Source organism: Pseudomonas sp. MPR-R2A5 (assembly GCF_058793055.1).
Genome location: NZ_JBXAFK010000090.1, coordinates 1 through 12,577 on the forward strand (window position 1 = coordinate 1; position 12,577 = coordinate 12,577).

At 64.0% G+C, this 12,577-nt stretch carries 11 protein-coding genes and 2 pseudogenes; 7 read left to right on the forward strand and 6 right to left on the reverse strand.

Going from position 1 to position 12,577, the window contains the following annotated elements; genetic code table 11:
- Window positions 1–213 precede the first annotated feature (213 nt).
- On the reverse strand, window positions 214–1,077 hold the full coding sequence (locus AC1Q6I_RS34065) for a LysR family transcriptional regulator (protein WP_069076470.1): 864 nt from the start codon (window positions 1,075–1,077) through the stop codon (window positions 214–216).
- A gap of 101 nt (window positions 1,078–1,178) precedes the next feature.
- Between AC1Q6I_RS34065 and AC1Q6I_RS34070 the strand changes: the two genes are divergently transcribed.
- Window positions 1,179–2,183: a quinone oxidoreductase family protein gene (locus tag AC1Q6I_RS34070; RefSeq protein WP_102625617.1), complete on the forward strand. Its 1,005-nt coding sequence runs from the start codon at window positions 1,179–1,181 to the stop codon at window positions 2,181–2,183.
- Window positions 2,184–2,244: 61 nt separating this feature from the next.
- Here AC1Q6I_RS34070 and AC1Q6I_RS34075 read toward each other — a convergent pair whose 3' ends face one another.
- Window positions 2,245–2,748 carry a phage infection protein gene (locus AC1Q6I_RS34075; protein WP_102625616.1) on the reverse strand — a complete coding sequence of 168 codons (504 nt, stop codon included), beginning with the start codon at window positions 2,746–2,748 and terminating at the stop codon, window positions 2,245–2,247.
- A 145-nt stretch (window positions 2,749–2,893) separates the two neighbouring features.
- Complete coding sequence (locus AC1Q6I_RS34080; protein ID WP_102625615.1) at window positions 2,894–3,616, reverse strand: pirin family protein; 723 nt, start codon at window positions 3,614–3,616, stop codon at window positions 2,894–2,896.
- A gap of 180 nt (window positions 3,617–3,796) precedes the next feature.
- Here AC1Q6I_RS34080 and AC1Q6I_RS34085 point away from each other — a divergent pair, with 180 nt between their 5' ends.
- Together AC1Q6I_RS34085 and AC1Q6I_RS34090 are read left to right on the forward strand one after the other, a co-directional pair.
- Window positions 3,797–4,747, forward strand: coding sequence for a GlxA family transcriptional regulator (locus AC1Q6I_RS34085; RefSeq protein WP_102625614.1), 951 nt, complete (start codon window positions 3,797–3,799; stop codon window positions 4,745–4,747).
- Between the two features lie 95 nt (window positions 4,748–4,842).
- On the forward strand, window positions 4,843–6,348 hold the full coding sequence (locus AC1Q6I_RS34090) for an ATP-binding protein (protein WP_024076066.1): 1,506 nt from the start codon (window positions 4,843–4,845) through the stop codon (window positions 6,346–6,348).
- On the opposite strand, the gene AC1Q6I_RS34095 is transcribed toward AC1Q6I_RS34090, so the two are convergent.
- On the reverse strand, window positions 6,295–9,066 hold the full coding sequence (locus tag AC1Q6I_RS34095; RefSeq protein ID WP_102625613.1) for an ATP-binding protein: 2,772 nt from the start codon (window positions 9,064–9,066) through the stop codon (window positions 6,295–6,297). The two genes, AC1Q6I_RS34090 and AC1Q6I_RS34095, sit on opposite strands and share 54 nt — an antisense overlap.
- Window positions 9,067–9,124: 58 nt before the next feature.
- Window positions 9,125–9,520, reverse strand: coding sequence for a helix-turn-helix domain-containing protein (locus AC1Q6I_RS34100; RefSeq protein ID WP_024076064.1), 396 nt, complete (start codon window positions 9,518–9,520; stop codon window positions 9,125–9,127).
- A gap of 204 nt (window positions 9,521–9,724) precedes the next feature.
- On the opposite strand from AC1Q6I_RS34100, the gene AC1Q6I_RS34105 reads away from it, so the two are divergent.
- The 3 genes and pseudogenes from AC1Q6I_RS34105 to AC1Q6I_RS34115 form a co-directional block, all read left to right on the forward strand.
- On the forward strand, window positions 9,725–10,633 hold the full coding sequence (locus tag AC1Q6I_RS34105) for a LysR family transcriptional regulator (protein WP_024076063.1): 909 nt from the start codon (window positions 9,725–9,727) through the stop codon (window positions 10,631–10,633).
- A 105-nt stretch (window positions 10,634–10,738) separates the two neighbouring features.
- On the forward strand, window positions 10,739–11,968 hold the full coding sequence (fmdA, locus tag AC1Q6I_RS34110; protein WP_102625612.1) for a formamidase: 1,230 nt from the start codon (window positions 10,739–10,741) through the stop codon (window positions 11,966–11,968).
- A 2-nt stretch (window positions 11,969–11,970) separates the two neighbouring features.
- Window positions 11,971–12,255, forward strand: a pseudogene (locus AC1Q6I_RS34115) (FmdB family zinc ribbon protein); the annotation flags it as partial.
- On the opposite strand, the pseudogene AC1Q6I_RS34120 reads toward AC1Q6I_RS34115, so the two are convergent.
- Window positions 12,247–12,345 (reverse strand): annotated as a pseudogene (locus AC1Q6I_RS34120) (hypothetical protein); the annotation flags it as partial. The pseudogenes AC1Q6I_RS34115 and AC1Q6I_RS34120 sit on opposite strands and share 9 nt — an antisense overlap.
- Window positions 12,346–12,361: 16 nt before the next feature.
- Here AC1Q6I_RS34120 and AC1Q6I_RS34125 point away from each other — a divergent pair.
- A partial coding sequence (locus AC1Q6I_RS34125) for a hypothetical protein (RefSeq protein ID WP_492618417.1) occupies window positions 12,362–12,577 on the forward strand: 216 nt, incomplete at its 3' end.

Here is a 12,577-nt window from a genome sequence, read left to right on the forward strand (position 1 = left end):
GTTCTTCGCGAGCAAGCTCGCTCCTACAAAAAAGCCTTAACTGAACGGCATTAGGGCTTGCCCCGCGTTGGGCTGCGCAGCAGCCCCAATAAGCCCACCGCGTTATTTCAGACAACACTCGGTGGCAGGATTCAGGGCCGCTTCGCCCCCCAACGTGGGTGGGGATGCCGCCGGCGGCGTATCGCAATAAATTCCTCGGCACCCTGGGCGGAATCAACGCCGCAGTTGCGGCTCGCCTTCAATGCAATCGACCAAAAATTCCATCACCACTTTCACCGACGGTGAGCGCCGCATATCCGGGTACACCGTCAACCAGATATCGCGCACCGGCCCGTCGCTGGCGGTGGGCAAGCGCGCCAGTTGCGGGTCGTGATCACCCACCAGCGTCGGCAATACCACCGCGCCCACCTGGGAGCGGGCCGCCATTTGTTGGGTGATCAACTCACTGGCGGCAAATACGATCGGGCGCTGGCCGCGCAGTTGGTGCATCCACGCTTGCTGGGGCAGGTGGTCGCGGCTGCTGTCGTAGGCGATGAACGTCCAGTGGGCGGCGGGCAATTGCTTGAACACTGGCGCGGCATACAGCCCGAAGCGCACCACACCGACCTTGCGGCGCACCAGCGCGTCCTCGTCGGGGCGTACGGTGCGCAGGGCGATATCGGCTTCGCCCTTATCCAGCGCGGCCAGTTGGGTGGAGGGCATCAGCACCAGGTTCAGCTGTGGGTACTGGGCTCGCAAGCGCGCCACGTGGGGCGCGATGCAATGGTTGGCAATGGACGGCGGGCAACTGACCCGTACCGTGCCGGCCAGTTCGATGGACGCTACCCGTGACAAGCGCATGACTTCGGTAGCCATCTCGCCCATGCCCGCCGCCAGTTCAGCCAATGCCCGGCCCTGGGCCGTGAGTGGTCGGCTGCGGGGCAGGCGGTCGACCAGTTTCACCCCGAGGGCTGTTTCCAGGGCGTCGACCCGGCGCCCGACGGTAGCGTGTTCCACCTGCAACTCGCGGGCGGCGGCCGACAGCGATTGGGTGCGGGCCAAGACGGTGAAGTAATACAGGTCCTGCCAATCGAACATCGGGTTATTTCCGCACAGAGGTTGGGAGGGTTTGGGGAATTTTCCTACTGAGAAGGTCCTTTTACCATGGCCGCTTCCCAGTGCAAACGGAGTTGTTCCCGATGAAAGCCATCACCCTGCAAACCTATGGTGGACCCGAGGTTGCCCTGCTGCGCCATGACGCTCCCATACCCCAGGTCACGCCAGGCCATGTGCTGGTCAAGGTGGCCTGTGCCGGGATCAATTTCATGGATGTCCACACGCGCCAGGGCAAGTACGCCCAATCGACGACGTACCCGGTGCGTCTGCCTTGCACCTTGGGCATGGAAGGCGCCGGGGTGGTCGTGGACGTAGGCGCCGGCGTCAGTCATTTGCACGTCGGTGATCGGGTCGCCTGGTGTATCGCCTGGGGGGCTTATGCTGAATACGCCGCTGTGCCGGCGGACAAAATCGCGCAGATTCCCAGCGCAATCACCTTCGATCAGGCGGCAGCCGCGATGTTCCAGGGCTGCACCGCCCATTACCTGATTGACGATGTGGCGCGCTTGCACGCCGGCAGTACCTGCCTGGTGCATGCGGCGTCCGGCAGCATTGGCCAATTATTGGTGCAGATGGCGCGGCGGTTGGGCGCGACGGTATTTGCCACCGGTAGCAGCGCTGAAAAATGCGCGATTGCCCTGCAACGCGGTGCCCATCAGGCCTGGACGTATGACGAAGGGCGATTCGCCGAGCGCGTGCGCGAGGCTACGGCGGGGCAGGGCGTGGATGTGGTGTTCGACTCACTGGGCAAAACCACCTTGCGTGACAGTTTCCGTGCTTGCCGCACGCGAGGCTTGATCGTTAATTACGGCAATGTCTCGGGCTCGCTGACGGACTTGGACCCGATTGAACTGGGGGAGGCCGGTTCACTGTTTTTGACGCGGCCGCGCTTGGCTGACCACATGGCCGATGGCGCGACCGTGCAACGGCGAGCCAATGCGGTTTTTGCGGCGATGTTGGAAGGATCGCTGACGGTAGAGATCGAGGGACATTACAGCCTGGAGACGGTAAAGCAGGTGCATGCGCGCATCGAGGCGCGGCAACAGATAGGTAAGGCGGTGTTGTGGGTGGACCGCGACTTGGTTTGATGCAGACGGAAAAAAACCGGCTGATCAGGCCGGTTTGGGGTGCCCCGCGAACAGCGCGGGGTCAGGCGTTGTTGCTGTGCAGGCGATCCGCACCACCTTCGGCCAGGCCACGTGCTTGCAGACGGTCAGCACCGCCTTCAGCGACACGGTTGCCATTCAGGCGATCTGCACCACCTTCGACTAGGCCGCGTTCTTGCAGACGGTCAGCACCGCCTTCAGCGACACGGTTGCCATTCAGGCGATCAGCACCGCCTTCGACCAGGCCACGTTCTTGCAGACGATCAGCGCCGCCCTCAGCGACACGGTTGCCATTCAGGCGATCAGCACCGCCTTCGACCAGGCCGCGTTCTTGCAGACGGTCAGCACCGCCCTCAGCGACACGGTTGCCATTCAGGCGGTCGGCCCCGCCTTCGGCGACACGGTTGCCATTCAGGCGGTCGGCCCCGCCTTCGGCGACGCGGTTGGCATTCAGGCGATCCGAGCCGCCTTCAGCGACGACTGGGTGGGCAAAAGCGTTTGCAGCGAGTACCGAGAAAGCGAGGCTAAGCAAGAGTTGGCGTTTCATGATGGTGTGCTCCAAGTGTTTTAGTTGGGGTGTTGCCGGGTATGGGTTTGATGTTACGCGTTGCATTTTTTAAGAGAACTTCATTGGGCTGATGGTGACTATCGACGCCGGCGATGGCCCGCATGGGCGGGCCATCAAGGGGCCGTCATGGCATCTGCGGCCGTTCTTGAGGGCGCAGGTCAAACACCAGCACCTCGGCATCCTCACCCTGGCTTATGCGGATCTGGCGCTCGTCACGTACTCGGGCACCGTCGCCTTCCTGCAAGCGCTGGCCGTTGATCTCCACGCTGCCGCGGGCCACATGGATGTATACGTGGCGGTTTGGCGCCAGGTCCAGGCTGGCGCTTTCATCGCCGTTGAACAGCCCGGCATACACCCGCGCATCCTGGCGTACATGCAGCGAACCCTTGGCGCCATCCGGCGAGATGATCAACTGCAGGCGCCCACGTTTCTGTGCTTCGCTGAAGTGTTCCTGCTGATAGCGCGGCTCGGCGCCGGCCACGTTCGGCACGATCCAGATCTGCAGGAAGTGCACGCCACGGGTCTGGCTGTGGTTGAACTCGCTATGGGCCACGCCGCGGCCGGCGCTCATCAGTTGCACATCGCCGGGGCGGATCACCGAGCCGGTGCCCAGGGTGTCCTTGTGCTCCAGGGCGCCTTCGAGCACATAGGAGAAAATCTCCATGTCGCGGTGTGGGTGCTGGCCGAAGCCTTTGCCGGCGGCGACGCGGTCGTCATTGATCACCAGCAGGTCGGAGAAACCCTGTTCCTTGGGGTTCCAGTAGTTGGCGAACGAGAAGGTGTGGAACGACTTCAACCAACCGTGATTGGCGGCGCCGCGTTCGGAAGCTTTGCGAAGGGTCAGCATGGTGGTGTCCTCAAGTGAGCGCGGGCTGCGACATGCAGGGCGCTTGCGTTGAGAAGAAGATTACTGGTTACCCAGATATTCATTAAGAAGCTAAAAACTGAATAACTGTCTCATGTGGGTTGACAGTAAAAGACGTGCCATAATGCCGGCCGCATTCTTTACCGATGGACGTCTCTCGTGATGAAAACCGTGGCCATGGCGCTGTTTCCGGACTTCCTCCTGCTCGACATGGCCGGGCCGCTTGAAGTGTTTTCGATTGCCAACCGCTACCTGCCGCCGGCGCTGCACTACCAGATCCTTACCCTGGGCACCGAACCGGGCCCGCTGCGCGCGTCCAACGGCGTCGTCGTCCAGCCCGACCTGCTGCTGGAGCAGGCGCACGATGCCTACGACCTGTTGCTGGTGCCCGGCGGCCCCGGTGCCTATAACGAATGCCATCCCGACTTGCTGCCCTGGCTGCGGGCCGCTGCACCTCGGTCGCGGCGTTTCGGTTCGATCTGCACCGGCGCCTTTGTGCTGGGGCATGCGGGGCTGCTCGACGGCCACCGGGTGACCACCCACTGGCACTACACCGAACGCTTGATCAAAGCCTTCCCCCAGGCCATCGTCGAGACTGACCGCATCTACCTGCAGGACGGCCGCTTGATTACGTCGGGTGGGGTCACGGCCGGTATCGACCTGGCGCTGTCGGTCGTAGCCCAGGACCATGGCAAACAGGTGGCAGTGGAAGTCGCCAAGGTGCTGCTGGTGGTGATGAAGCGCCAGGGCGGCCAGGCTCAGTTCAGCCCGATGACCGCCGCCGTGTCGCCCCTTGAAACCGCGATTACCCGTGTGCAGAACCAGGTACTGGCCCATCTGGATCAGCCACACACCATCGAGTCGATGGCGGCCCTGGCGGGCATGAGTGCCCGGCATTTTGCGCGGCTGTTTACCAAGGAGGTGCAGATGACGCCCATGGCCTTCCTGCAAGGCGCGCGCATCGACCGCGCGCGGCATTTGCTGGAAACCACCGACCTGCCGCTCAAGACCGTGGCCTTCTACGCCGGTTTTGGCAGCGTGCGGCATATGCGTTTTCTGTTCACTGAAAAGCTCGGCCTCAACCCCACCCAATACCGACAACAGTTCAGTTAACGACAGGATGTCCGTCTCGCGCACCTGAATGTCCGTGACGCTCCCTGTGCCAGCATTGTCCTGTCACGGGTAGCTGGCAAGATAGCGCCAGGCCCATGGAAAAGGAGGCGCAGACGCCCAAGCTCGGGTGTTTCAGCGCTGTTACGGACATGAACAACCCGCACTCGGTGAGCTTCGGCCCCTACACGTTTCACCGACAACAGCGCCTGGTCAGCAAGTCTGGCTGGCCGGTGCCGCTGGGCGGGCGGGCCCTGGATATCCTGGCGGTGCTGCTGGAAACCCCTGGGCAGTTTGTCAGCAAGGACACCCTGATCGCGCGGGTCTGGCCGTGCAGCGTGGTCGAGCAGAACAACCTGCGCGTGCATATCGCGGCCTTGCGCCGGGCGTTGGATGGCCAGCGCTATATCCTCAACGACCCCCAACGCGGGTATTGCTTCGTGGCGCCGGGGCAGGGCACCGTGGCCGCGACTACACCGAGGCACAATCTGGCCGTGCGGCTCAGCGCGGTGATCGGTCGCGATGAGTTGCTGGGCGTGCTGGTGCGGCGCCTGTCCGGGCAACGCCTGATGACGTTGACCGGAAGCGCCGGCGTGGGCAAAAGCACCTTGGCGCTGGCACTGGCCGAGCGCGTGCTGCCGCGCTACGGCGACGGCGTGTGGTGGGTGGACCTGGCGACGGTCGAGGCGCCGATGGAAATGCTCCGCCACGTGACCCGAACGCTGGGTCTTGAAGCCTGCAATAACGCCCGTGAACTGGCGCGCCAGTTGGCTTCACACCAATTGCTGCTGGTGCTGGATGGCGCTGACCTGTTGCTCGCCGCCTGTCGGCATCTGGTGCGCACGCTGCTTGAGCGGGCGCCTCGGGTGACGGTGTTGTTGAGCAGTCGTGAAGCCTTGCAGGTCCCCGGCGAATGGGTGCAACGCGTGCCCCGGTTGGCATTGCCGATGCCGTACGCCTGGGCCAGTGTCGAGCAGGCAATGATGTACCCGGCCGTGCAACTGTTTGTCGCTCGGGTTCGGGCCGGTCAGCAGGGCTTTGCGCTGCGGCCCCAGGACCTGGCACCGCTGCGTGATATCTGCCGGCGTCTGGATGGTATTCCCTTGGCCCTCGAACTGGCGGCTGCCCAGGTCGATGCCTTGGGGGTACACGGTGTGCAGGCGCAATTGCGCAATGGCTTGCAGGTGCTGACCCGGGGCCGGCGCACGGCGGTTGAACGGCACCGCTCCATGGCCGCGGCCCTGGACTGGACCTACCAGCGCCTGAGCCTGCCGGAGCGCTGGCTGTTCCTGCAATTGGGTTTGTTCAAGATGGCGGTGACCTTGCCGACCCTTGTCACGCTGGTCGCGGGTACCGAGCTGGAACACGCCGACCTGGCGTACCTGCTGGGGCGTCTGGTCGCCACTTCGTTGCTGACGGTCGAGCCCGGTCCGGGGGCGCAGCGTTATCGCTTGCTTAACAGCGTGCGCAGCTACGCGCTGATGCAACTGCGCGACCCGGTGCAGGTGGCGCGATTGCAGCAGGGTTATGGGCATTACCTGGGGCCGTTTTCAGGCCGGCCGTTGGTCCTGCAACTCGTCGAGCAGGCTGCGTGCGCGGATTAGGTCCTGGCTGGCAAAACCTTCGGTGAATCGCGCGTAAACCCCACCCAGCAGTTCGCGAGCGGCCTGCCGGCGACCTTGTTTTTGCCACAGTCGCGCCAGCGACTCCGCAGTGCGCATCTCCCAGGCCAGGGCGCCTTGTTGTTGCGCCAGGCCCAGGGCTTCCAACAGCAGGGTTTCGGCGGCGTCGGGCGTGTCCTGGTGCAGCAACGCCTGCGCGCGCACCCGCAGCAATTCCGGCGCGCACCAGCCGGCGGCACCGCTACGCACCCGCTCGACCGCGGGTTCGTCCACCGTCGCAACGCCCAGTGTAATCATGATGTCCTTGACCAGGCCGAGGCCGTTCAAATCCCCTTGGCCTGGCCCGTCGGCATAGTGCGCCGCCCAGGTCTGGAACAGCTGGGCCGAATGGCGCTGGGCATGCTGTAACAGCAGTGCCTGCAATGCCTGTGCGGCCGCGCCATCGCCGTTATAGCGGGCGATCACCACACCGGCCAGGGCCAGGGTGTAGCAGATCGAGGTGCCATGGTTGATCTGCAGGGCCAGCTCCAGCGCCTGGCTGGCGGTCCGCCAGGCGCGCTCGGGAGCCCCGCGCAGCCATTGGATGCGGGCAAGCACGGTCAGTGAGGCGACGCTCTGGTCGTATTGCACGCCGAAGCCATGGGTGAACCGATTGAGATGGCCGCTGTGGGCCATGCGCTGGATCACCTGTTCGGCATTGTGCAGGGCCAGTGTCTGGTTGCCTGCAAAATGCTGCGCCAGTACTCGCAGGCGCTGGGCACTCAGGTCCAGCAGCGGGTCGGTACGTGGGTCGAGACGATCGAACTGCACACTCTGTTCCAGGGCTTCGCGGTAGTGACCGGCACACAGGTTGACCGCCATATGCCCGGACACGGCCCGCAATTGGCCCGCAACGTCCTGACGCGCTTCGGCCAACTGCCTGGCCTGCTCGAAGGCGGCGATCGTCTGGGGCGCCCCACCCAGGGCGTGATAGGACAGGCTGCCCAAGGCCAATTGCAGTTGCATCATCAACTGGGTGCAGGGCGCGCTCGACTGCTGCATCAATACCAGCGCCTTGCCCACATAGAACCTGTGCTCGCGCAGCAGGGATAATTCCTGCCACAGCGGCATTGCGCTGACCGTCAGGCGAATGCCCAACTGCTGCGTGCCCTGGTCGCCCAAGCCCCAATCGAGGGCGGCGCGGACGTCTTCGCGTAGCGGTGCGTAGCGGTCGATCCAGGCTTGGGTCGCCGTGCGCTCCCAGTCCTCCCGCGCCTGCTCCATCAATACCAGGCAGCGCGCGGCGTGGCGCTCGCGGGTGGTGTCGAGTTCATCGGCCTGGCTGAGTTTTTCCAGGGCATAGGTGCGGGTAATGTCCAGCAGGCGGTACACCACCTCGTCATCGCCGGGCTCCACGTTGGGCAGGGACTTGGCCACCAGTTGGCTGATCGAACCGAGCACTTCGGCCGGGGCAATCGGCTCTCCGGCGATCACTGCCGCCGCGCTGGCCAGGCTGAACCCGTCACGAAACACCGCCAGGCGGCGCAAGCAAATCTGCTCGCAGTGCGTGAGCAGGTCGAAGCTCCAGTCCAGCGTAGCGCGCAGGGTTTGCTGGCGGGGCAGCGCACTGCGCCGGCCACGGGTGAGCAGGCGGAAGTTGTCTTCCATTTGCACCAGCAGGCGTGGCAAGCCGAAGCGTTCGATTTGCGCCGCTACCAACTCGATGGCCAGCGGAATGCCGTCCAGGCGCTGGCAGATGTCAATGGCCAGGGGCAGTTCGGCTTCGCTCAGTTCAAAACTGTCCTGATGGGACATGGCCCGTTCGATCAGCAGTTGCAGGGCCGGGTAGCCCAGGGCCTGGGCACGGTTGCCAGTGGCGGGCGGGCAGGCCAGGGGCTCCAGGCGTTGCACATACTCACCCTCGGCGCGCAGGGCTTCGCGGCTGGTGGTGAGGATATGCAGGTGGGGCGCATGGCGCAGCAACGTTTCGCAGATCAGGGCCATGTCATCGAGCAGGTGCTCGCAGTTGTCGATTACCAGCAGCAACTGACGTTCGTGCAGGCTGCGCGCGAGGGCGAGCAGCGGCTCATGCTCGGTAAGCGTCAGGTCGAGCAGGGCGGCGAGGTTGGGCAGGATCATCGACGGCGCACTGAGGGGCGCCAGGTCCAGCAGGCGAATGCCATCGGCGTAGTGCCCGATCAGCAGCTCCGCGACCCGCAGCGCCACGGTGGTCTTGCCGATACCCCCGGTGCCGGTCAGGGTGATGAAACGCTGTTGCGGCAATTGCTGCACCAGCGCGTCGATCAGCGCCTGGCGGCCGATCATTCGTGTACGCCGCAGCGGCAGGTTGTGGCCCTGGCTGTGGGGAGGGCCGTCGGTGGGCAGGGTCATCGGCTCGATGCTCAGTGGGGCGACAAAACTGTAGCCGCGCTGGGCTACCGTCACGATATAGCGCTGCCCGGCCTGGCCATCGCCCAGCGCCTTGCGCAACGCCGCCATATGCACCCGCAGGTTGCCGTCTTCCACCACGCTTTTCGGCCAGACCCGCGCGATCAGTTCCTGCTTGCTCACCACATTGCCGGCCTGCTCCAGCAGGATCAGCAGAATCTCCACCGCGCGCCGTCCCAGGCGCAATGGGCGGCCGGCCTCCAGCACCAGGCGTTGGCGCGGGTGAATGCGGTACGGGCCGAAGTGTACGGCCTGGTCGCTGAGGTCATTCATGCTGGCGCAGGCCCTGAAAAGACAATCGCCTGAGCATATTCCACGTCGGCAAGGATCACTAGGCGGCAATCACCTGCTTGCGGCGCAATTGGTGATTTCGCCAGGTCATCGGGTTCACCCCTTCGCTGCGGGTGAAGATATGACAGAAGTGCGCCTGGTCGCAGAACCCACATTCCAGGCTGATTTGCGTCAGGCTCAGCGCGGAGCCGATGATCAGTTCCTTGGCGCGCTGGATGCGCTGCTGGCGTATCCACTCCTGGGGCGACAGCCCCGTGGTGCATTTGAATGCGCGGGAAAAATGGCTGCGCGACAAGGCGCAGGCTTGGGCGAGGTCGGCGATTGCCAGGCTTTCGCCAAGGTTGGCGAGGATCAGCTGCTTGGCGATACGTTCGCGTCGGGGGCAGAGGCCACCGATGGAGGATAAGCGTGGAGCACAGTGCTCAAGTCGGGCCATGACGAATTTCCGCAGTCGATGGGAGCATTCCCGGTGAATGGATGCAGTCTAGACCGCTTCATTCTTGGGGCCTAACCGTCTGGCTGACGAGTTAATCGTTGTTAATTTCGCCAGGTGCCGGCACGGAAAAGACAGCACAGGCATGCAATCCAGAGCGTGCCCTGCGTGCTTATCTGGTGGCTTGCCAACCGTTTGGATATCGCCATGAACCGCAACGACCTGCGCCGCGTCGACATGAACCTGCTGGTGATTTTCGAGGCCCTGATGTTCGAGAAGAACCTGACCCGGGTCGCCGAAAAACTCTTCATGGGCCAGCCGGCGGTCAGCGCGGCCCTGGGCCGTTTGCGCGACCTGTTCGACGACCCGTTGCTGCTGCGCAACGGGCGGGGCATGGAGCCCACGCCACGCGCGGTGGCGATACTCAAGGAGCTGCAACCGGCCATGGACACCATTTCAAGCGCGGTCAGCCGCGCCAAGGATTTCGACCCGTCCACCAGTTGCGCGGTGTTTCGCATCGGCCTGTCCGACGATGCTGAGTTCGGCCTGTTTCCGCCGTTGCTCAGCCAACTGCGCGAAGAGGCGCCGGGGATCATCGTGGTGGTGCGCCGGGCCAATTACCTGTTGATGTCGTCGTTGCTGGCCAGTGGCGAAATCACCGTGGGGGTCAGCTACACCACGGATCTGCCAGCCAATGCCAAGCGCAAGAAGCTGCGGGATATCCCCTGCAAGGTGTTGCGTGGCGATGCCGGTACAGAACCTCTGACCCTGGATGACTATTGCGAACGGCCCCATGCGATGGTGTCGTTCTCGGGTGACTTGAGCGGCAATATCGACCTGGACCTGGCCCGCATCGGCCGCGCGCGCCGGGTGGTACTGGCGGTGCCGCAGTTCAGCGGCCTGCGTGCACTGCTGGCGGGTACGCAGATTATTGCGACGGTGCCGGATTACGCCGCCTGTGCATTGACCGAGGGCACGGCGTTGCGCGCCGAAGACCCGCCGTTTGCGATCGACGCGGCGGAGTTGTCAATGGTGTGGAGCGGAGTGCATGACAACGACCCGGCAGAGCGCTGGTTGCGCGGGCGGATTACCGAGCATATGGCGCGGGCGATCTGAGGCACCGGGTGACCGCGCCCATACGTCATCCAACGTATTTCCCGATTTCGCTGGCCCCCTGAGACTGGATTGAACGCATCCCGTCATCCGTCCAGGAGCCAGTCCATGACCGAAACGCTGATCAAAGTCGACCTCAACCAGCCCGTCACCCAGAACGAGCAGATCCATAACCGCTGGCACCCGGATATCCCGATGGCGTGCTGGGTGAAGCCGGGTGATGATTTCATCCTCGAGACCTACGACTGGACCGCCGGCGCGATCAAGAACAACGACGACGCCAGCGATGTGCGCGATGTGGACCTGTCCACCGTGCATTACCTGTCTGGCCCGGTGGGGGTGCACGGCGCCGAGCCGGGTGACTTGCTGGTGGTGGACTTGCTCGATATCGGCGCCAAGGCCGACTCCCAGTGGGGCTTCAACGGTTTTTTCTCGCGGCAGAACGGGGGTGGGTTCCTCACTGACCATTTTCCCAGCGCACAAAAGGCCATCTGGGATTTCAAGGGCATGTTCACGAGTTCACGGCATATCCCAGGGGTGAATTTCGCGGGCCTGATCCACCCGGGCCTGATTGGCTGCCTGCCCGACCCGGTGATGCTTGCCGACTGGAACCGCCGCGAGCAGGAACTGATCGACACCAACCCCACCCGCGTGCCGCCGCTGGCCAACGCACCGTTGGCCGCCACCGCGCATATGGGCAAGCTCAAGGGCCAGGCCCGTGACGATGCGGCCGCGACCGGCGCGCGCACCGTGCCACCGCGTGAGCATGGCGGCAACTGCGATATCAAGGATTTGTCCCGTGGCTCGAAGATTTTCTTCCCGGTCTATGTCAACGGCGCCGGGCTGTCGGTGGGCGACCTGCACTTCAGCCAGGGCGACGGTGAAATCACCTTTTGCGGCGCTATCGAAATGGCCGGCTGGGTGCATATGAAGGTCGAGCTGATCAAGGGCGGCATGGCCAAGTACGGGATCAAGAACCCGGTGTTCAAGCCGAGCCCGATCACCCCGAACTACAAGAACTACCTGATCTTCGAAGGCATCTCGGTGGACGAGCAGGGCCAGCAGCACTACCTGGACGTCAACATCGCCTACCGCCAGGCCTGCTTGAACGCGATCAACTACCTGACCAAGTTCGGCTATTCGCCGGCCCAGGGTTATGCGTTGCTCGGCTCGGCACCGGTGCAGGGGCATATCAGCGGTGTGGTGGATATTCCGAATGCCTGCGCGACCTTGTGGTTGCCCACGGAGATCTTCGAGTTCGACATCAACCCCACCGCCAACGGCCCGACGAAATACCTCGACGGCAGCATCGACCTGCCCATTGCCCCGGACCTGTAGCCATGCCGACCTACGAATACGCCTGCGAGGCGTGTGGCACTTTCACGCTGCTGCGGCCGATGGCCCAGCGCAACGAGCCCAGTCAGTGTCCGTACTGCGAAGGACCTGGCGGGCCGTTGAGGGTGTCGGCGCCGGCGCTGCAAACGCTGTCGGCCAACCAACGCAAGGCCATCGCCGGCAACGAGCGCAGTGCCCACGCACCGCAGACCGTCGGCGAATACCGGGAGAACCGTCGCCATCCGGCCGGATGCAGTTGCTGCGGCACCGGTAAAAAAGTCGAGCCGAGCAAGGCCAACCCCTTGGGCCTCAAGACCCAGACCGGGCCACGGCCTTGGATGATCAGTCACTAGACCAGGAGCGTTGCCCGGTACGCATGCCTCAGGCGATGGTGGCATGGGTAGCTACACCACTCTCTTGACCCTGACCAATCCCTTTGTGGCGAGCGGGCTTGTTGTGGCAAGCGGGCCTATGTGGCGAGCGGGCTTGCCCCGCGTTGGGCTGCGCAGCAGCCCCAAATCCCGCACCGCATTTTGTCTGAAAAAACGCGGTGATCTTACTGGGGCTGCTGCGCAGCCCAACGCGGGGCAAGCCCGCTCGCCACAACAAGCC